At 49.0% G+C, this 19,127-nt stretch carries 22 protein-coding genes; all 22 read right to left on the bottom strand.

The window, feature by feature from the left end; all coding sequences use genetic code 11:
* Positions 1 to 4: 4 nt before the first annotated feature.
* The 22 genes from QQK89_RS14255 to fliG all read right to left on the bottom strand — a co-directional run bounded on the left by QQK89_RS14255 (position 5) and on the right by fliG (position 19,119).
* Entirely contained in the window at positions 5 to 877 is an 873-nt protein-coding gene (locus QQK89_RS14255) for a MinD/ParA family protein (RefSeq protein WP_284239243.1), read from the bottom strand.
* Entirely contained in the window at positions 870 to 2,111 is a 1,242-nt protein-coding gene (flhF, locus tag QQK89_RS14250) for a flagellar biosynthesis protein FlhF (RefSeq protein WP_284239242.1), read from the bottom strand. The genes QQK89_RS14255 and flhF overlap by 8 nt, the downstream gene beginning before the upstream one ends.
* On the bottom strand, positions 2,108 to 4,141 hold the full coding sequence (gene flhA / locus QQK89_RS14245) for a flagellar biosynthesis protein FlhA (protein WP_284239241.1): 2,034 nt from the start codon (positions 4,139 to 4,141) through the stop codon (positions 2,108 to 2,110). Before flhA ends, flhF begins: the two co-directional genes overlap by 4 nt.
* Positions 4,142 to 4,165: 24 nt before the next feature.
* The gene (flhB, locus tag QQK89_RS14240) at positions 4,166 to 5,263 is read right to left on the bottom strand and encodes a flagellar biosynthesis protein FlhB (protein WP_284239240.1); all 1,098 of its coding nucleotides are present in this window, start codon (positions 5,261 to 5,263) and stop codon (positions 4,166 to 4,168) included.
* 13 nt (positions 5,264 to 5,276) lie between these two features.
* Positions 5,277 to 6,071: a flagellar biosynthetic protein FliR gene (gene fliR, locus QQK89_RS14235; RefSeq protein ID WP_284239239.1), complete on the bottom strand. Its 795-nt coding sequence runs from the start codon at positions 6,069 to 6,071 to the stop codon at positions 5,277 to 5,279.
* Between the two features lie 16 nt (positions 6,072 to 6,087).
* Positions 6,088 to 6,357, bottom strand: a complete 270-nt coding sequence (fliQ, locus tag QQK89_RS14230; protein WP_015845014.1) for a flagellar biosynthesis protein FliQ — start codon at positions 6,355 to 6,357, stop codon at positions 6,088 to 6,090.
* A gap of 20 nt (positions 6,358 to 6,377) precedes the next feature.
* Positions 6,378 to 7,094 carry a flagellar type III secretion system pore protein FliP gene (gene fliP / locus QQK89_RS14225; protein WP_434481688.1) on the bottom strand — a complete coding sequence of 239 codons (717 nt, stop codon included), beginning with the start codon at positions 7,092 to 7,094 and terminating at the stop codon, positions 6,378 to 6,380.
* Between the two features lie 28 nt (positions 7,095 to 7,122).
* Complete coding sequence (locus QQK89_RS14220) at positions 7,123 to 7,719, bottom strand: flagellar biosynthetic protein FliO (protein ID WP_284239237.1); 597 nt, start codon at positions 7,717 to 7,719, stop codon at positions 7,123 to 7,125.
* 33 nt (positions 7,720 to 7,752) lie between these two features.
* Complete coding sequence (locus tag QQK89_RS14215; protein ID WP_015845017.1) at positions 7,753 to 8,115, bottom strand: response regulator; 363 nt, start codon at positions 8,113 to 8,115, stop codon at positions 7,753 to 7,755.
* Positions 8,116 to 8,136: 21 nt separating this feature from the next.
* Entirely contained in the window at positions 8,137 to 9,393 is a 1,257-nt protein-coding gene (fliY, locus tag QQK89_RS14210; protein ID WP_284239236.1) for a flagellar motor switch phosphatase FliY, read from the bottom strand.
* Positions 9,383 to 10,384, bottom strand: a complete 1,002-nt coding sequence (gene fliM, locus QQK89_RS14205) for a flagellar motor switch protein FliM (RefSeq protein WP_284239235.1) — start codon at positions 10,382 to 10,384, stop codon at positions 9,383 to 9,385. The genes fliY and fliM overlap by 11 nt, the downstream gene beginning before the upstream one ends.
* A gap of 36 nt (positions 10,385 to 10,420) precedes the next feature.
* A complete protein-coding gene (locus QQK89_RS14200; protein ID WP_284239234.1) occupies positions 10,421 to 10,891 on the bottom strand; it encodes a flagellar basal body-associated FliL family protein in 471 nt (156 codons plus the stop codon).
* Between the two features lie 2 nt (positions 10,892 to 10,893).
* Entirely contained in the window at positions 10,894 to 11,115 is a 222-nt protein-coding gene (locus tag QQK89_RS14195) for a flagellar FlbD family protein (RefSeq protein WP_284239233.1), read from the bottom strand.
* Positions 11,116 to 11,189: 74 nt separating this feature from the next.
* Complete coding sequence (gene flgG, locus QQK89_RS14190; protein WP_284239232.1) at positions 11,190 to 12,002, bottom strand: flagellar basal body rod protein FlgG; 813 nt, start codon at positions 12,000 to 12,002, stop codon at positions 11,190 to 11,192.
* A 108-nt stretch (positions 12,003 to 12,110) separates the two neighbouring features.
* Entirely contained in the window at positions 12,111 to 12,488 is a 378-nt protein-coding gene (locus QQK89_RS14185) for a TIGR02530 family flagellar biosynthesis protein (protein ID WP_284239231.1), read from the bottom strand.
* A complete protein-coding gene (locus tag QQK89_RS14180) occupies positions 12,485 to 13,042 on the bottom strand; it encodes a flagellar hook capping FlgD N-terminal domain-containing protein (protein WP_284239230.1) in 558 nt (185 codons plus the stop codon). The genes QQK89_RS14185 and QQK89_RS14180 overlap by 4 nt, the downstream gene beginning before the upstream one ends.
* Positions 13,043 to 13,087: 45 nt before the next feature.
* A complete protein-coding gene (locus QQK89_RS14175) occupies positions 13,088 to 14,542 on the bottom strand; it encodes a flagellar hook-length control protein FliK (RefSeq protein ID WP_284239229.1) in 1,455 nt (484 codons plus the stop codon).
* Between the two features lie 21 nt (positions 14,543 to 14,563).
* Positions 14,564 to 15,472, bottom strand: coding sequence for a MotE family protein (locus QQK89_RS14170; RefSeq protein ID WP_284239228.1), 909 nt, complete (start codon positions 15,470 to 15,472; stop codon positions 14,564 to 14,566).
* Between the two features lie 32 nt (positions 15,473 to 15,504).
* On the bottom strand, positions 15,505 to 15,954 hold the full coding sequence (gene fliJ / locus QQK89_RS14165) for a flagellar export protein FliJ (RefSeq protein WP_284239227.1): 450 nt from the start codon (positions 15,952 to 15,954) through the stop codon (positions 15,505 to 15,507).
* 10 nt (positions 15,955 to 15,964) lie between these two features.
* A complete protein-coding gene (gene fliI / locus QQK89_RS14160) occupies positions 15,965 to 17,290 on the bottom strand; it encodes a flagellar protein export ATPase FliI (protein WP_284239226.1) in 1,326 nt (441 codons plus the stop codon).
* Positions 17,277 to 18,113 carry a FliH/SctL family protein gene (locus QQK89_RS14155; protein WP_284239225.1) on the bottom strand — a complete coding sequence of 279 codons (837 nt, stop codon included), beginning with the start codon at positions 18,111 to 18,113 and terminating at the stop codon, positions 17,277 to 17,279. Before QQK89_RS14155 ends, fliI begins: the two co-directional genes overlap by 14 nt.
* Positions 18,106 to 19,119, bottom strand: a complete 1,014-nt coding sequence (gene fliG, locus QQK89_RS14150; RefSeq protein ID WP_284239224.1) for a flagellar motor switch protein FliG — start codon at positions 19,117 to 19,119, stop codon at positions 18,106 to 18,108. The genes QQK89_RS14155 and fliG overlap by 8 nt, the downstream gene beginning before the upstream one ends.
* Positions 19,120 to 19,127 lie beyond the last annotated feature (8 nt).

Below are 19,127 nucleotides of genomic sequence, written 5' to 3'. Positions count from 1 at the left end.
TCGTCTACCGGGATAACCTAAACATTTTATGTATGAAACCTCTTACTCCTGCTGATGCGGTTGACTCCGGAATGGACATCTCCAGGTATCGGCGTGCTATTTCGTCAATGGATCTTGAAGCATCGCTGTCGGGGTAAGCGACCGTAAACGGGGTTTGGCGCTTTACGGCTTTCGTTACATTGGGATCATCCAAAATAACGCCTAAAACCGGCAGCTCCGACTGCAAGAATCTTCTGGCAACCAGATTAATTTTGTCCGCAGTCTGAATGCCTTCTTTACGGTCAGCAGCTCGGTTGACGATCAGCTTAAAACCCGCGTTAATGTCCATTGACATTACCATCTTAACTAAAGCATAGGCGTCCGTGATCGCAGTTGGTTCAGGCGTCGTAACTACGATTGTCTCTTCGGCAGCCGATATGAACTTGACCGTTTCTTTGGACAATCCCGCTCCCGTATCAAACAAGATAAAATCATATTCGCCCTGCAGCTTCCCGATTTGTTCCGCGAACCAATCGAGCTGCTCTGCGGTCAATTCCAGCAGATCCCGGAAACCCGATCCGCCGGCAATAAAATGTACGCCCGAAGGTCCGTTCTGGATAATATCCCAGATCGTCTTATCTTGCTTGAAAAGATGGTAGAGATGATAGGGAGAACTCACGCCCATTAAGACATCGATATTGGCCATTCCAATATCGGCATCAAACACGAGCACTTTTTTCCCCAGACGCTGCAGCGTTATGGCAAAATTCAGACTGAAGTTCGATTTGCCTACTCCGCCTTTTCCGCTTGTGATCGTTATGATGCGGGTAGGACGGGCAGTCTCTTGCCCGCTCCTCATCTTAACCATGTTGCGCAGCGCCTGCGCTTGATCATTCATTGGCAGGAGCCCCCAGCAAAGCTTCGATATAACGCTCCGCGTCGAATGGTCCAATATCATCCGGCACCGTCTGACCGCTTGCCACATAAACAGGCTGTAGCTCATGTTTCATGGCCAGATTCAGGATGGAGCCGTACACGGAGGTCTCATCCTGCTTCGTGAACAACACCTTGCGGACGCCATACTTGACGAAATTGTCGGCCACGGCCATCATGTCTTTCGTTTTGCCCGTCAGGCTCAGCACCAGCACCGTCTCGCTTTGTTCGTTCGATTGGAGAAGGCTGTTCACTTCAGATACATGAAGCTCATTGCGGAAGTTCCGTCCGGCAGTGTCCATGTAGATCAACTCCCGGTCTTCCAACTGCCTGAATGCTTTCGGTAGATCCATCGGAGAAAACACGACTTCCATCGGCACATTCAGAATATTGGCATACGTTCTAAGCTGGTCTACCGCAGCAATCCGGTACGTATCCGATGTGATAAAGCCCACTTGACGTCCGAACTTGATGGATTGTCCCGCGGCTAGCTTAGCGATGGTTGTTGTTTTGCCAACTCCTGTCGGTCCTACGAAATGAACAATTCTTGCCGCTTCATTAATGGAGTGATTGCTGTATGGAACAAGCCACTCTCTAAGCAGTTCGCGGGCAATCGTCCAAGTCTCTTCCGCATTCGGCAACTCTTGCTTTGTTGCAAGCTTCTCGTTAACCGAATCAATTAAACGGTCTATCAGCTCCGGCTCCACTTCCTGCTGAACCAGCCTTCCGTATAAAGCTTGAATGGCTAACGGCCCTGCCTGCTCAGGTTTGTGCATGGTAAGTTGCTTCAAGGATTGTTTAATGAAGCGGATTTCTTCCAATAAGTCTTCGTTCATACGGTTCATTGGCTGCGCTTGCGGCACTACCGGCGTAACGGGCGGCGGGGTCGGAATCGGCGGTGCCGACTGATCCAGTACCACCGTCGCTGGGTTTGCCGCTTGTCTCTTCGACTCCTGAATCGCATGCATGACCCGTTGAACGTCGGCCGCTGCTTTTTTGGATTGGGATTGTGCGGATGGCACTGCTGCCCCGGATTCAATCGCTGCGATTACTTCCATCTTCTTCTTCCGGAACATTCCCATAAATCCGCCGATACGAACTTCCTTCGTATTTAGAATGACGGCGTCTTTGCCAAGTTCACTTCGAATCATCGGCAAGGCTTCCGGCAAGGCGTTTACGACGTAACGTTTTACTCTCATAAATTCACCACCCCTACGCTCTGAACTTCAATATTGGGCTCTAGCTCGCTGTACGAGAGTACAGGTACATCTTGCATCGTCCGTTCCACGATTTGTCTCAGATACATGCGGATCGTTGGCGATGTAAGTACGACGGGCTGCTGGCCGGATTGAATTTGGCGCGACACCTGCTCGCTTAGTTTTTGGTAAATCTGCTGCGTGGCGACCGGATCTAACGCGATGTAACTGCCTTGATCGGTTTGCTGCACGGATTCCGCAATCTTCTTCTCTAGTCCCGGGCCTACCGTAATCACCTTCAGCATATTGCCTGACGAAGTGAACTGCTGAGTAATTTGCCTCGATAAAGCTTGCCTAGCATATTCCGTTAGAATGTCGGGGTCTTTCGTATAATGGGCTTGGTCTGCGAGCGATTCGAAGATGGTAACCAAATCCCGAATCGATACTTTCTCCCGCAACAGCTTCGCCAATACTTTTTGCAAATCGCCAATCGATAGAATCGAAGGTATAAGTTCTTCGATAAGCGCCGGGTACGAATCTTTCACATTTTCGACGAGAGCTTTCGTCTCTTGGCGTCCAATCAGCTCATGAGCATGGCGCTTGATGATCTCTGTCAAATGCGTGGCTACTACGGAAGGCGGATCCACAACGGTATAGCCGGAAATCTCCGCCCTCTCCTTCATCGGCTCGTCAATCCAAATCGCCGGAAGTCCAAATGCCGGTTCCGTCGTTTCGATTCCGATAACACTCTCATCTTCAAAGCCCGGGCTCATCGCCAGATAGTGGTTAAGAAGCAGCTCGCCCCGGGCAACGATATTTCCTTTTATCTTTATGACATATTCGTTTGGCTTCAGCTGGATATTATCCCGGATCCGGATGACCGGAACTACCAATCCAAGCTCGAGAGCGCATTGCCTGCGGATCATGATGATCCGGTCCAGTAAATCTCCGCCCTGCTGGGTGTCGGCCAGCGGAATTAGACCGTAACCGAATTCAAATTCGATTGGGTCCACCTGCAAGAGGCTAATAACGCTCTCTGGACTGCGAACCTCCTCGATTTGCTGTTCCTCCTCCAGAAGCTCTTCCTGCTGCATTTGTTTGTTGATCGACTTTTGCATTCTCCAAGCTCCAAACACGAGAAGGGCCGCAAACGGTACGGTACGGAAAATACCAATCGGCGTAAATACGCCAAGCAGCGTAATGGTTCCGGCTACGATATAAAGCAGCTTCGGATATTTGGTCACCTGAGTCGCAAGATCTTGGGCAAAGTTGCCATCCGATGCGGCTCGAGTAACGATCAAACCAGCTGCCGTCGAGATAAGCAAGGCTGGAATCTGGCTGACCAGACCGTCACCTATAGTAAGAATAGAATAAGTATGTAGAGCATCCTGGAAGCTGTAACCATGAATGGCCATCCCGATAATAAATCCGCCAACCAGGTTGATGAGCAAAATGATAATCGAAGCGATAGCGTCCCCTTTGACGAATTTGCTTGCACCGTCCATTGAGCCGTAAAAATCCGCTTCTCTTTCAATTTTCGAGCGGCGCTCGCGCGCCTGCTGTTCATTAATCAGTCCTGCGTTCAGGTCGGCATCGATACTCATTTGCTTGCCGGGCATAGCGTCGAGCGTAAATCTGGCCGCTACCTCCGCTACCCGTTCCGACCCTTTCGTAATAACGATGAACTGGACAACGACGAGAATGAGGAAGACGACGAAGCCTATCGCGATCTCACCGCCACCTACCCAGGATCCGAATGTTTGTACAACCTCACCCGCATAACCATGCGATAAAATATTACGAGTTGTGGAGACGTTAAGCGCAAGACGGAATAAGGTTGTTACCAGCAGGATTGCCGGGAAGATAGAGAAATCAAGAGCTTCCTTCGTATTCATCGCAATCAGCAGGATCATGAGCGCGATCGAAATGTTCAGGATGAGTAAGATATCTAGCAGCAAATGCGGAATAGGGATGACCATCATGAGTACGATGCCGATAATCCCAGCTAAGATAGCAATATCTTTTACTTTCATGATGTTGACTCTTCCCTTTCAAATTTATGATGATCGAACTCGGCCTTTCATCTTATAGACTGCCGCGAGTACTTCAGCCACGGCTTGGAACAAGTCGCCTGGAATGGAATCGCCAATCTCGGCCCTCTCGTACAAAGCTCTGGCGAGCGGCTTATTTTCCATCATGATTATGTCATGCTCTTTGGCAACTTCCCGGATGCGGAGCGCCACATGGTCCATCCCTTTTGCAATAATGAGAGGCGCCTCCATCTTGGATGCGTCATATTGCAAGGCAATCGCAAAGTGCGTCGGGTTTGTAATAACGACATCGGCTTTCGGTACTTCCTGCATCATACGCTGCATGGCCATCCGACGTTGTCTTTCACGGATTTTGCCTTTAATGAGAGGATCGCCCTCTGACTTTTTATACTCGTCTTTAATATCCTGTTTGGACATTCTTAAACTTTTGGCATGCTCGTAACGCTGATACATATAATCGGCGAATGCCAACACGGCAAGCACAGCGCCCGTCTCAAGTCCAAGCTTTACCGTAAGTCCGGCTGTAAACTGAAAGATCTGCTCGACCGATAAGCTAGATAGGATAAGAATCTTATCCCAATCGCTCCATATCGCCTGATACACCAAGACTCCTATGATCACAAGCTTCAAGATGCTCTTCAGAAACTCTACCACGGTGCGCATCGAGAAAATCTGTTTGAAACCGTTGATCGGATTCAGCTTCGAAAATTTCGGCTTAAGCGGCTCGCCGGTAAGCAAAAATCCAAACTGCATCACGTTGCCGACTACAGCCATGACGACGACTATAGCGAAGATTGGAGCAAGAAACATAAGCATGTCAACCGTAAGTCTATCAAACAGCGGCATAACATTCGCCGTTGTCACATCCATGGTCAACCAGTTATCGAACAACTCCCGGAACACGCCCATAATCCGCGACTTATAATAGGAGCCTAGAGCAGCAAAAGTCGCAAAGGTGAAGAGCAAGATTAAAGCGCCGGGCAAATCATTCGATTTCGCTATTTGCCCTTTCTTTCTGGCTTCTTGCGTTTTCTTTGGCGTCGCTTTCTCTGTCTTTTCCTGACTGAACAGCTGCAAGTCTAGCTCTAGGTAGTAAGATCTCAACGTTGCAGCCTCCTTATTGACTTGCGGTTTGTTGGACGATGCCAAGCAACTGCTCTAAGTTATCGAACAATATGGCGAATAGTCTCTCGAATATCGCAGATAGACCGGGAAGCACCAGAATTAGCAAGGCCAGTCCAAGTAGCAGCTTGAGCGGAATCCCGATAACAAACACGTTGTATTGCGGAGCTGTCTTCGCCAGAAAACCTAACCCTACATCCGTCAGAAACATGGCGATGACAAGCGGAGCCGCAACCTGCATGGCTAACAGGAATGCATTTCCTACCGCCCGCGATAGGAATTCCGTAATGCTGCCATTATAGATGGCGCTAAATAATTCGTTTGACATCGGCATCCATTTGTAGCTGTCCATCAAGGCTGTAAGCAGATAATGGTGACCGTTCACCGACAGGAATACCATGATGAGAAGCATGTACTTGAAATTGCCAAGCAGCGGAGCCGAGACGCCTGTCATAGGATCTATTACGTTGGACATGGCAAAACCGATCTGCATATCCATCAGAGCGCCTGCCGTCTGTACAATCGTCATAAATAGATAAACAATGTAACCCATCAATAATCCGATCAGAACCTCTCGAAATATATACAGGATGTACGCAGCATCCATCGGAACCGTCTGTTCCTTCAATCCGTAAGTCATAAATACGATCAAGGACAGAAAAAAACCTAATCCGATCTTGAACGTATTTGGTACTCCCTTCATATTAAACAGCGGAGCTACGACGAAAAACGATGTCATTCGACAAAAAATAAGCAAAAAAATAGGGAAGTACTCCACGATCTGATCCATGATTTCCGTTCACAACCTATCCGATGTATTTATACAAGTTGTTCAGCAGATTGTAAGTGAAATCGACTATTACATTCAGAATCCAAGGACCGAATATAATAAGGGATACAAAGACCGCTACGATTTTTGGCACAAAAGCTAACGTCTGCTCTTGAATCTGGGTAGTCGCTTGAAAAATACTGATGATTAATCCGACGACTAGAGCGAGAACGAGCATCGGCGCGCTGGCTTTCAATACGGTACTGATGGCTTGTCCGGCCAATCCGATGATGAAATCAGCACTCATTGAACGTTCCTCCCTGTCCTTTACGTGTTGAAGCTTAACAGCAATGATTTGACGATCAGGTACCACCCGTCTACCAATACGAATAATAGTAGTTTAAAAGGCAGAGATATCATGACCGGCGGCAGCATCATCATCCCCATCGCCATCAAGGTACTAGCCACTATCATGTCTATGACCAGGAACGGAATGAAGATCATAAAACCCATCTGGAAAGCCGTCTTCAGCTCGCTTATCGCATAAGCGGGAACCAGAACCGTTATCGGAATGTCCTTATAACTTTCCGGCTTCTCCGTCTTCGTATAATTCAAAAACAGAAGCAAATCTTTCTCCCTCGTATGAGAGACCATAAACTTCTTCATCGGATCCGCCGCTTTCTCTAATGCGGCAGTCTGCGTAATTTCGCCTTTGAGATAAGGCTGCAACGCTACTTCGTTAACTTGCGAGAAAGTTGGAGCCATGATAAAGAAGGTCAGAAACATCGCCAGCCCGATCAGAACCTGATTCGGCGGCATTTGCTGCGTTCCTAGCGATGTCCGGACAAATCCAAGAACGATTACGATCCGAGTAAAGCTAGTCATTAACACGAGAATCGCTGGCGCAATGCTTAATACGGTTATTAAAAGCAGGAGCGACAAAGCGCTAGTTCCCGGCTCTTCGCTTCCGTCACCAATGCTGATACCGATATTCGGGAGCGGATCGGCCGCAAACGCATGCGATTGCAGCAGCATAACCCCCATCAATACGGTGACGATCGAAATCCACCATTTATTTTTCATTGTCATCCCCATCATGTTTGGATTCCTTCAGAAGCGACTCCAGCTGCTCTTTGCGGCCAGCCTGTTTGCTAAGGTTCTGGTTCAAGAGGTGCTGGAACGACGTCGATTGCGTGTTCCACTGTTCCTCCGTCAAATCCTGACCCGCGTTAGCCTCTACTTTCCGGAACCTCTTAAGAAAGTCAGAGATTGTGCTCGGCGAGAACCCGGCTGTGTTCGTTTGTCTGTCAAGCGATGCTAGAATCGCTTGTACCTGCTTCTCGTCATCGATCTTGTCGAGAAGAGTTACATTCTCGCCAACGCCTACCACGTACAACCGGCCGGACAGTTCCACAACCTGAAGCGAATTGTTCTGTCCCAGCGCAACCCCTCCGAGGGAGCGCACCGCTCGGTTAGTTCCCCACATGCGATTACGCTGAGACAAGAATTTAATAAGAAGTATAATTAAGCCGATAACTATGAATAGAGAGACAATCACCCAGATTACGCTGCCGGTATAACTTCCCGTACCGGCCATTGGCGATCCGTCGTTGTTCTCGTCCGCAGCCGCGGCGAAGGCGGGCCATGCAGCAACGCCAACCGCAGTCAAGGACAGTAATCTCGAAACATATGTAAACATCACTTAGCCAAGTGTTTTCTTGATCGCTTCAATAACGCGATCGGCTTGGAATGGCTTTACGATGAAGTCTTTTGCGCCGGCTTGGATCGCATCAATGACCATCGCTTGTTGGCCCATTGCGGAACACATAATGACTTTTGCGTTGCCATCAAGCTTTTTAATTTCTTTCAGCGCGGAGATGCCATCCATCTCCGGCATAGTGATGTCCATAGTGATCAGGTCAGGCTTAAGCTCTTTGTATTTCTCTACCGCCTGTGCGCCGTCTTGCGCTTCCCCGACGACCTCGTAGCCGTTCTTAGTCAAAATGTCCCGGATCATCATGCGCATGAATGCTGCGTCGTCTACGATTAGAATGCGGTTTGCCATCTTCTTTTTCCTCCTAGAGTATTATTGCAATTTTTGAATTCGGTCCCACTGGCTTACGATATCTGTTACGCGCACCCCGAAGTTCTCGTCGATAACAACTACCTCGCCTTTCGCGATCAGCTTGTTGTTCACCAAGATGTCTACAGGTTCGCCTGCAAGCTTGTCCAGCTCAATAATGGAGCCTTGGGACAATTCCAGAATATCCTTAATTTGCTTTTGGGTCCTTCCTAATTCTACGGTAACTTTAAGCGGTATGTCGAGAAGTAAATTGAGGTTTGTTTCATCTGTATGCACATACGGCGCTTGATTAAAGTTAGCGAATTGAACAGGTTGCACATTCACATTCCGGCTTGTCGGATTTCCATAGGTCTGAGGTCCCTGTGGCTGCATCGGGAAATCAAATCCTGCGCTTTGCTGATAAGGATTATAAGGCTGATTATACTGCGATGCCGCTGCCGCGGGAGCTGCTTGATACGGGTCCTGATACGCCGCTTGTGGAGCCGTTGCAGTTGCTTGAGCAACCGCTGCTGGCGCAGCTGGGGGTGCAGTCGCTTGCACGGCCTCTGGTGCCGCAATCTCGCTTTCTACTTCTCCCATAAGCGTTGCTACCATTTGCTTCGCGAATGGTACCGGAATGAGCTGCATAATCGTTGAATCGATTAGCTCGCCGATCATGAGGCGGAACGAAATTTTAATAAAGACGTCTTCCGGAGGAAGCTGAGCCATTCCGCCGCCGCTGTCGACATCCAGAATATCAATGCCCGGAGGCGAGATGTTTACAAAACGGTTAAAAATCGTCGACATGGACGTTGCGGACGAGCCCATCATTTGGTTCATGGCTTCCTGCACGGCGCTAATATGAATTTCATTCAGCTCCTGCAGCGTTACGTCGCCTTCTCCGCCCAGCATGAGATCAGCAATAACTTGAGCGTCCTTCGTTTTGATGACGAGGGAATTGATGCCCTGGAAGCCGTCTACGTATTGCACGCTTACGGCTACATGCGGTTTCGGAAATTCATTAGCCAGTTCATCGCGTTTGATAAAGGTAACCTTTGGCGTTGTAATGTCGACTTTTTTGCCAAGCAAAGTTGATAACGCCGTCGCCGCGCTGCCAAATGTGATATTGCCTATTTCGCCTAAAGCATCCTGTTCGATCGAAGACAGAAAGTCCGACAATTGATATTCAGAAGTTTGCGATTGTACAGATGCGAGCTCGCCGGCTGTCTGATTAAGCAACGCGTCAATTTCCTCTTGCGATAAATAATCTTTACTCGTCATTTTCTTCTTCCGCTCCTTCGCTGACAACTTGATCCACTTGTACGGCTATCCGATCCTTAACGGAGCCCGGGCTTCCGATAAATTTCAGCTTCTCGCCAACCTTAATGCGAAGACCGTCATCTATCGGTTTGTTTAACGAAATGACATCGCCAACTGCGAGTCCAAGAAACTCTTTGATCGTAATGACCGACTCGCCAAGCTCGGCAACGATCGGAAGCTTCGCTTTGGTTACGCGTTGCTCCAGCATTTCGACTTCCTCTGGAATGCGCTCTTTTTTCTGGGAAACAAACCAGTGATGAGCAGACAAGCGCGGCATAACCGGTTCAATAACGACATGCGGAATACATAGATTGATCATCCCCGTCGTATCGCCAATCTTGGTGCTGAGCGAGATCAAGGCAATCGTCTCGTTTGGAGAAACAATCTGCATGAACTGTGGATTTGTCTCCATCGCTTCAAGGCGAGGAGAGATATCGATAATCGTCTTCCACGCTTCCTGCAGGCTCTCAAAAGCTCTCGCAAAGATCCGTTCCAAAATAATCGTTTCAATCTCGGTCATGTTGTTGATCTTGGTAGGCGCAGTCCCTTGCCCGCCAAGCATGCGGTCGAGCATCGCATATGCAACGTTCGGATGAACCTCGAGCACCATTCGTCCTTCCAGCGGCTCCGCTTCGAATATATTCAATATCGTCATCTTAGGAATCGAGCGGATAAACTCATCGTAAGGCAACTGCTCGACCTGCACGACATTAATCTGAACGAATGTACGAAGCTGCGCTGAGAAATAGGTTGTCAAATATCGCGCGAAGTTTTCGTGAATGCGGGTTAAGCTTCTTATGTGATCCTTCGAGAAGCGAGTAGCGCGCTTGAAATCGTAGACTCGTACTTTTCGCGTAACTTCTTCTTTTTTCAATTCGTCCGCATCCATCTCACCTGACGATAATGCGGCCAGAAGCGCGTCTATCTCATTTTGCGATAAAACATCAACCAATTCTCTCACCCCCTTCTAGGAATGTCGGCAAAAAGCTTATAACTGCTGCATTATAAAATTCGTGATTTCTACCTTTACCAGCTTTTTGCCTTCTGGAAGGATCGGATTAATCAAGTTGAGAAGCTTCGACTCCAGCATATCTTCGCCTTGCGAGCCGTTAAGGTCTGAAGCCGTCAAATCGGCAACCGTGCGGTTGATAATGGGCTTAACCTCAATCTCGAGCAGCTTGTCGAATTCTTCTTTCGTTTTCTTGCTGTCCAGCTGGAACGCAAAGCTCATGACTACTACATAATCGGAATCTTTCAAATTGCGTTTGAAATCTTTCAGTTCAGAGGTGACCGATACCAGTTCATCCGCACTCAGCTGCTTAACGGCAACAGGCGCTTTGGCCGGATCCTCGGTACCATCCGTTTCATTAAAGAAAGATTTGTACAAAATAATCGATACGATAGCAATCAGCGTTATTGCGAGTAATGTCGTGACTAACCAAGGCAACATTTTTTTCATCTCTATGGACCCTCCGTTTGTTCGATCTTCTGGGTCGCTGCTAGAACGCCGATTGAACGAATATAACTCTGAATAAGCTGCTTAAGCTCGGACGCGCTTTCTTTAACGATCACTTTCTTGCCCGTTGTAAGCGTAACGATCGTATCCGGCGTTTCTTCTATTAATTCGATTAGAAGAGCATTAATCATAAGTTCTGAACCATTCAATCGAGTAACGGTAATCATAAGCTCCCCCCCTTGCTGATCCGGGGGCTTATGCAGCCCCCTTCAGTCATGACCGATAGCTAATGCCTAAGCGATTAACGCTTCAGGTTAACAACCTCTTGCAAAATCTCATCGGATGTCGTGATGATGCGGGAATTCGCTTGGAAGCCGCGTTGCGCCACGATCATCTCGGTAAATTCATTCGTAAGGTCAACGTTTGACATCTCCAGCTGACCGGCAATGATCGCGCCTGTGCCAAGCTCGGGATCATCCGCTGTTGCATACTCGAACGCCCCGTCCGGATTGGCATTTGCCGTAACTTGATATAAGTTGCCGCCTACTTTTTCAAGACCGCTTGGATTAACAACTTTAACCACGCCAAGCTGTGCGACAGCTTCAGTTCCATCCGCAGTTACGGCTAGAATCGATCCGTCTTGTCCGATCGAGAACGATGTAACGTCCTCGCCTAGTTGAATCGGTTCACCGTCAGAAGAGAGGACGAACATGCCGTCGGCATTTACAAGCTGTCTGTTCGCATCCAACGTAAAATTCCCGGCGCGTGTCAAATAAGTTGGCGCTCCGTCACCGGCCGATACGGCGAAAAATCCGTCGCCGTCAATCCGAAGGTCCGTTGGCACGTTGGTTGTCATCGCGCTGCCTGGCGTATGGATGGTATCAATGGAGGCAATCGTAACGCCAAGACCGATCTGCTTCGCATTAACGCCGCCCTGCTCTCCTTCAACCGAAGCGGTAACCCCGGATGTCGTCTGGCTCAAAATATCGCTGAACATGACGCGTCCGCCTTTGAAGCCTACTGTATTTACGTTTGCGATATTATTGCCGATGACGTCAAGCTTCGTTTGAAAACCGCGCATACCCGATACTCCGGAATACATGGATCTAAGCATTTATGTAACTCCTCCTAAAATGAATGATCACCATAATGGCCATTATTGGCAGTGAACTTGGCTGCTTCAGTCGGTCCACAGCCAAAGGGCCTCCTTATAGGTCCAGCCCTAGCTTAAGATCACCGCACTGTCGATATTCGTAAATACATTACTCTGCATTTGCTTGCCGTCCATAGCGGTTACCACTGTGCGGCTTGGCACATTGACAATCATCGCTATATCTTTCATTACGATCAACGAATCTTTTGCCCCTTTGGACTCCGCTTCGTCAACCGCATTCATGATCTTCGTAAGCGACTCAGGCTGAAGCTGAATACCTCGCTGCTTCATCCGCACTTCCGCGTGCTGGCTAAACTTAAGCACCTTGGCATCAAGCATGTCCTTGAATCCGCCCGTTTGCTGCGGCTTAGGATTGTTCTTCGCGCCTGCAGCCAGCGGCGGGGCTCCAACAGGAAACAGATGGCTGATTTTCATTCCGTCACTCATACGGAACCATCTTCCTGCCCGGACTGGCTCGAATCTGTCTGGCCCGTTGCATCGGTAGATTCATCAGCTGCGGCATCCTCTTCCGTGTCATCGCTGCCATCAGGCTGATTAGCTGCAGGAGCTTTATCCGATACGGTTACGACATCGCTTAATTTAATCATCGTGTTATCATCAAACTTGGCATACAGCGTACCGTCCTGAGAAACGATTGAAGAGACAACATCATACAGAAGGTTTGTATTTCCTTTGTCATCCAGCTCATACCAGGATATCGTCTTGCCGATGATTGAGGACGCTGTCCCCAAGTTCTGGTTCAGCAAAGATAACTGATCCGACATATTCATCAACTGTTCAACGGAAGTAAACTGCGCCATCTGGGTAATAAACGCCGCGTTATCCTGTGGCTGGAGCGGATCCTGATTCTTGAGCTGCGTCACTAGCAATTGTAGAAAAGCATCCTTGCCAAGCGCATTGTTATCGGTATCCTTCCCAGCAGCCTTTACGTTTGAAGTGCTGTAGTTCGGCCACATGACTTTCGAGGATACTGTTGTCATTAACTCACCTCCATCCTATAAGCGAATTGATTATGGAGCATTCGATTAGGCTGTTGTGTTAACAGCACGTCCGTAACCTAAATCTTGAATCGCCTGCTGCTCGGCAATATCAGACTCAAATTCCTCCTGCAGTCCATCGCCCTTGGATTTGTTGGATTGGGAAAACGCTTGTTGTCCGGTACCTTGGCCATGCTGGCCATTGGACAACTGGGCCGCCGTCTGGCTGTAGGTAACTTCCAGCTTATCGACGGACAAGCCTTGCTGTTGCAGCGCTACTCTAAGTTGCGCCATCTGATTGTCCAGAGCATCTTTGGCATTCGCGTTATCCGCGTGGAACATCGCGGTCAGTTGACCGTTATGCATCGAGATGCGGACATCAACCTGCCCGAGTTCTTTCGGGAATAACTGAATAACCGCCTCTGAAATACCGTTGCCATGCTTGATATCCAGCTTCTGAATAAAATCTTTCATGTTGTCGGCAAACTCGCTAACCGGAACATTAGCTTGTACCGTTGGAGCAAGCTTCGCCACTTGCGGTCCTGTCTGACGGAATACTTCCGTGAATGTTGGACCGGCATTGGTTGGCGCTGTTTGTTCGCTAGTCTCCGGTGAAACTTCGGCTTCCTCCTGCGTGGCTTGCTGCGAAGCTTGTGCCGCAAGCGTTGCCGGATGTACCGCTTTCTCACTCAAACGTTGCAAATGAACGGATACCGCCGGAGCAGTAGTCGTTACCGTAATATCAGGTGCCTTATCGCCCGATGTCTTCTGCTGTTCCAACCGCACGTTCGTCTCTTTGTGCTTTGCAACAAATTGCTGAAGGGCTTGCAGCTGTTGACCGATTAACGTCATCGGTTCCTGAAGGCCGATTTGCTTCATGGTCCCCTCTTGCATCGCCGTTTGCAGCTGAAGCAAGGAATCCTGGACTTTGCTTACTAATGCCGACATTTGATCGCTTGGATTGGCAGTACCTATCGCATCCTCGTTGCTCCATGGATTTGCCTGCGTCTGCTGCCCGGCAGCTACCGGAATTCCGAGCAAGGCAAGCAGAGCTTGCAGCTGATCGAGCATAGAGGATAACTCTTGCATATCCTGGGTTTGTTCATCTGCCGCGGCGTCCGCGTTATCCGATTTGATCTTTTCCAAATCGGCTAACATCTGATCGATAATATCCATCAGACTTGCAGCCGCATCCGTTAATGCGTCAGGATCAGTAGCTACGCTGCCGGCTTCAGCCGATGCATCGTTAGCCGGCACCTGATCGGCTACAGCCGCTTTAGCTTCTCCAGTCCCTTGTTCTGTCGAGACCGGCGTTTGGTCAGCAGGTTTAGCCGTAGAAGCGGCTGTTGTAGCGTCTTTTTTATCGGAAGACGTTTTATCGCTTTTCATTTGGGCGGAAAGCGTCTTCTGAAACTTGTCGCTGTTGCTCGTTTTGGCTTGTGCCCCTGTTGATGCAGAAGCAGCCGGAGCTGGTGAAGCGACTTGAGGGATGGTCATCTCCATTTATGATTCACCTCCTCTCTGTTATTTGCCAGCCATCAGCTTCGACATTAGCTGGGCGGTAATCGTTTCGTTAATGCCCGACATTTCTGCCAGAATGGCCGAGCGCGAAGCGTCATCCACGGTATTTAGAATCCGCAGGACTTTGCTAGGGCTAATATCCGACATCTTAATCAGAAGCTCTCCCGCGCTTTTTGCATCCATGGATGCAAAGGTTGCGCTGAGCTGATTGTTGTTAAGCTGCGAAGATGGCTGATTTGTAGCCGCCGGCTTTGCTGCCTTAAGCTGGGACTGAAGCGCAGCAATCTGTCTATCCTTCGCCGTTACCGTGTCTTTGAGCTTCAAGGTGGCATCAGCCGCCGTTTGAGGATTCATCTTCTCCAAGATCCTAACCCGGTCATCCGGTCTCATTGAATCAAGAACAAGCACCATTTCATCTAATGTCATGCTTTGCAAGATTGGAGCGGCCTTGCTGGGCGTAATTTTACTGTACATCCCGGCAAGCTCTTGAATCTTTGCGGTATAAGCCGCATCATCGGCAGTTTTCGCTGCATTGGCAGCCTTTAGCGTATCGATCTCGTCTTGTTTGCTTTTTAGCTCCTGTTCTTGCGTGGTCTTCAGCTGTGTCGTTGCCGCAAGCTCAGCTTCCTTCTCTTGCAGCTGTGCCTGGAGTTCGTCGATTTTTTTGTTCATATTGGCAGATTTCAATTCGTTATCGTTTGCTTGCTCGTCCGCCGATTTCGCATCGGGAAGGACTTCCTTCAAATAAGGAATTGAATTGCCGATCTCTAGCATTTGATTTCGGGTTTCCGTATTAAACAGAACATATAACGCGCCAAGCAGGACGATCGTAAACAAGATCGGCGTCATAAAAAACATTAATCTTTCGAAGCCGCTGTAACCCTGCTTCTCCTCTAAATCCAGATCCGCCATATTCATTCACTCCCTTTACCTTGCGCCGCAGATCATGATGGAACGGATACCTTGAAACGGACAGTCGCCATTTCGTCGAGTTCATTCTGTTCCTTGATCTGCATTACATGCCGGAACCGATCTTTGGCATGCTCTTTCGCTTTCAGCCATACCTTCTCGTCCTTCATTCTGTCCGCCAGGTTTGACCGGTTTGATTCAACCTTCCGCTCAGCTTGCCTTACATCCGTAAGTTTGCTGGCAATGCAGGAATCCAAATATTCGAGGTAATGCTGCATCAGCTGAAGCTCAGCAAGCGAGACCGCCTGATGAGAACTCTCATGCTGTTTGCTCTCCCACTCCGAGCGCTTCGTCCGAAGCTCCGATAGGCTTAATTCCTCCGCTTGCAAAACACCGATAGCGGACGAAAGCTGCCATTCGGCTTGTGTCTTCTCGCTTGACTTTAAATCTACGATTTTTTGATAAGCGTATCGAAAGGCTGCCATTTACCAGTCGTCATCTCCCGTGGAATTCCGTCTGTAATCGTTCTTGCGTTTCGGCCAAATTGACCTTCTCATGCGTTTTTTGCCGAGTAAATTGATAAATCGCATCAATATTTTCTATTGCTTTATCAATTTCTTCATTTGTACCCCTCTGGTACGCCCCTATATTGATCAAGTCTTCCGAATCTCTATAAACAGAGAGTAATCTCTTCAGTTGATTCGCTGAATCCTGCTGTTCTTCCGTCACGATTTCCTTCATGACGCGGCTGACCGAAGCCAAAACGTCAATCGCAGGGAAATGGCCTTTATTCGCCAGCTGCCTGTTTAGAACGATGTGGCCGTCCAGTATGCCGCGAACAGCGTCGGCAATCGGTTCGTTCATGTCATCCCCGTCTACGAGAACGGTATAAAACGCGGTAATCGAGCCTGATGGCCCTGTCCCCGCCCGTTCCAGCAGTTTGGGTAACGTAGCGAACACGGAAGGCGTATAACCTCTCGTTGCGGGAGGTTCGCCGATGGCTAGTCCAACCTCACGTTGTGCCATGGCATAGCGGGTAACCGAATCCATCATCAGCATGACGTTAAGTCCGCGGTCGCGGAAATATTCAGCGATGGAAGTTGCAATTAGCGCTCCCTTGATCCGGATTAAAGCCGGTTGATCAGAGGTTGCAACGATAACAACCGAGCGGGCAAGTCCTTCGGGACCCAGATCCTTCTCGATAAACTCAAGCACCTCGCGACCTCGTTCGCCAATCAATGCTATGACATTGACGTCTGCAGAAGTATTGCGGGCTATCATGCCTAGCAATGTGCTTTTGCCAACGCCAGAACCTGCAAAGATACCAACGCGTTGGCCTCTGCCTACCGTCAGCAGTCCGTCAATTGCACGGACGCCGATGCTAAGCGTTTCCGTCACGCGAGGACGCGTAAGCGGATTGCTAGGCTCATTGTGCGTAGAGTAATGCTGCATCCGGCTTGGTAAAAAGGAACCGTCAAGGGGCTGGCCTAATCCGTCTAGCACCTTGCCTAGCAATTCCGAACCAACTTGAACGGACAACGGTTTGCCTGTTCCGACAACATCGCAACCCGGGCTGATCGCGTGCAATTCGCCCAGAGGCATAAGAATAACTTTGTTGTCCCGGAAGCCTACTACTTCCGCTTTAATCGGCTTGGCGCCTTTTGAAGAATAGATTAGACATACATCTCCAATGCTTGCGTCGGGACCTTCCGATTCAACCGTTAGACCAATAACCTGCGTAACTTTGCCGTTAACGCGGACTGGATCCAGATGTCGAAGCTGTTCGATATATTTGGAGCTGTCCAGTTTAATACCGCTCATCTGGCATACTCCGTTCTTCGTGGCTTTGGTTGGCTAGTTGCACCAGCTCGCGTTTGATCTCGGCCAGCTGAGTATCGATTCTGGCATCTATGCTGCCGTAAGCCGAACGGATGACACAACCGAAATCTTTAACCGTAGCATCAGGAATAATCTGAAGTTCTGCTTGGGAATCGATAACTAGATTAAGTTCTTCCCGTGCTGCCTGGACAAAAGCCAATTGCGCAGGCGCGACGCAAAGTGCAATGACCCCTTGTTCTCTTCGACGGGATAACGCTTTGCTAATCAGCTCAAGAGCCATATCCGGTGCTTCTGACAGCTGTCTGCCGATTACTTTTTCCGATATCGATACGCTCAGGTCAACCAGGAAAGGTTCTGCTTCCTGAATGATCTGCTCTCGCATCTCATAAGCCGATTTCAGAATGGCGTTGGCTTCTTCCAGCCTATTTTCCCATTCCTGTTGCAAAGCAAGCTCTGCATGTTCGCGGCCTGCCGCATAACCTTGCTCAAATCCCGCTTCTTGAGATGATTTGGATAACGTTTCATCCTCCAGCCGTTTCTCAAGCCACCAGTTATCGATCTGAGCTTCCGTATCGGCAATCAGTTGCTCGCAATGTTCTCCTGCTTCGCGAATGCGTTCTTCGGCAAAAGTTTGAGCATCCGAGATGATTTGGTCGCGAATGGAGATGGTCTCTTCATCCGGTCCTGTCTCTTCAATAATCTCTTCGGGCACCGCTTCTTGTTCAGCAGCATGTTTGTTAAGCCAATATAGCTGTTTCAGCTGCTCAAGCGCGATTACGCTTGAAGACTTTATCAAATTAGACAATGATGTCATCTCCTCCGCCGCGGGCGATGATAATCTCGCCGGCTTCTTCTAGCCTGCGAATCGTAGCGACGATACGGGTTTGCGCTTCTTCAACATCACGCAGCCGGACAGGTCCCATAAATTCCATTTCTTCCTTGAACGTATCGGACATCCGTTTCGACATGTTGCGGAAGATGGCTTCCCGCACTTCTTCGCTTGCCACCTTGAGGGCCAGCTGAAGATCGGAATTTTCCACGTCGCGGATAATGCGTTGAATCGAGCGATTGTCGATATTGACGATATCCTCGAATACAAACATCCGTTTCTTGATTTCTTCCGCCAATTCCGGATCCTCGATCTCGAGCGCGTCCAGAATGGTACGTTCCGTTCCGCGGTCTACGCCGTTCAGAATCTGAACGATCGAATCGATGCCGCCTGCATTGGTGTAGTCCTGTGTTACCGTAGCAGAGAGTTTCTGCTCCAGAACGCGTTCCACCTGGCTAATAACTTCAGGGGAAGTGCTGTCCATCAACGCGATTCTGCGAGCGACATCAGCCTGCTTCTCTTGCGGTAACGACGATAAGATATGCGAAGATTGCTCGGATTGCAAATAAGAAAGTACGAGTGCGATCGTTTGAGAGTTCTCGTTTTGAATAAAGTTCAAGATTTGGGTAGGTTCTGCTTTGCGTGCAAAGTCAAACGGCCGGACCTGAAGCGTTGCCGTCAAACGGTTGATCACTTCAACAGCCTTTTGTTCGCCTAGCGCTTTCTCCAAAATCTCTTTCGCATACGAGATGCCGCCTTGCGAGATATATTCCTGTGCTAGACAGATTTGATGGAAGTCGCTTAATATCTGCTCTCTCTCAACACTGTCTACTTTGCGCACGTTGGCAATTTCCAGCGTTAGCTGTTCAATTTCTTCTTCCCTCAAATGTTTGAAGATTTGAGCCGACACTTCCGGTCCCAACGTTATAAGCAGGATTGCTGCTTTTTGCCTGCCGGTTAATCCATTTAGCGGTTTTGCCATAGGAACCA

Source organism: Paenibacillus glycanilyticus (assembly GCF_030161375.1).
GTDB classification, from domain to species: domain Bacteria; phylum Bacillota; class Bacilli; order Paenibacillales; family Paenibacillaceae; genus Pristimantibacillus; species Pristimantibacillus glycanilyticus_B.
This window is presented reverse-complemented; position numbering and strand designations above follow the sequence as displayed.